The organism is Mesorhizobium sp. M8A.F.Ca.ET.202.01.1.1 (genome assembly GCF_004791595.1).
Taxonomy (GTDB): domain Bacteria; phylum Pseudomonadota; class Alphaproteobacteria; order Rhizobiales; family Rhizobiaceae; genus Mesorhizobium.
On sequence record NZ_SRUN01000249.1, the window covers coordinates 1 to 299 of the forward strand.

Below are 299 nucleotides of genomic sequence, written 5' to 3' on the forward strand. Positions count from 1 at the left end.
TTCATTCTTTCGTTGGTGATGCCGAGACCCGAGATGATGACATCAAAGCGATCGCTGTCCATCGACGGCACCAAGGAACTGAACGTCTGGACCACGAATTTGCATTTGACCTTAAGCTCGGCGCAAATGCCGTTGGCGATATCGGCGTCGAAGCCGGTAACGTTGCCGTTGGCGTCGGCCATGCTGAACTGCGGGGCATCGCCTTCGGTGCCCACGCGTAAGACGCCGTCCTCGGCCCATGCGACGCTTATTGCCGCCGCCACCATCAGGCCGGATAGGCAGATTAAGCGAAGTGTGTT

1 protein-coding gene is annotated in these 299 nt (G+C 57.9%); it reads right to left on the reverse strand.

Annotation, left to right across the window (positions count from 1 at the left end):
* The coding region (locus EN845_RS34715; RefSeq protein ID WP_245511892.1) for a transporter substrate-binding domain-containing protein at positions 1 to 266 on the reverse strand (266 nt) is incomplete at its 3' end.
* Positions 267 to 299 lie beyond the last annotated feature (33 nt).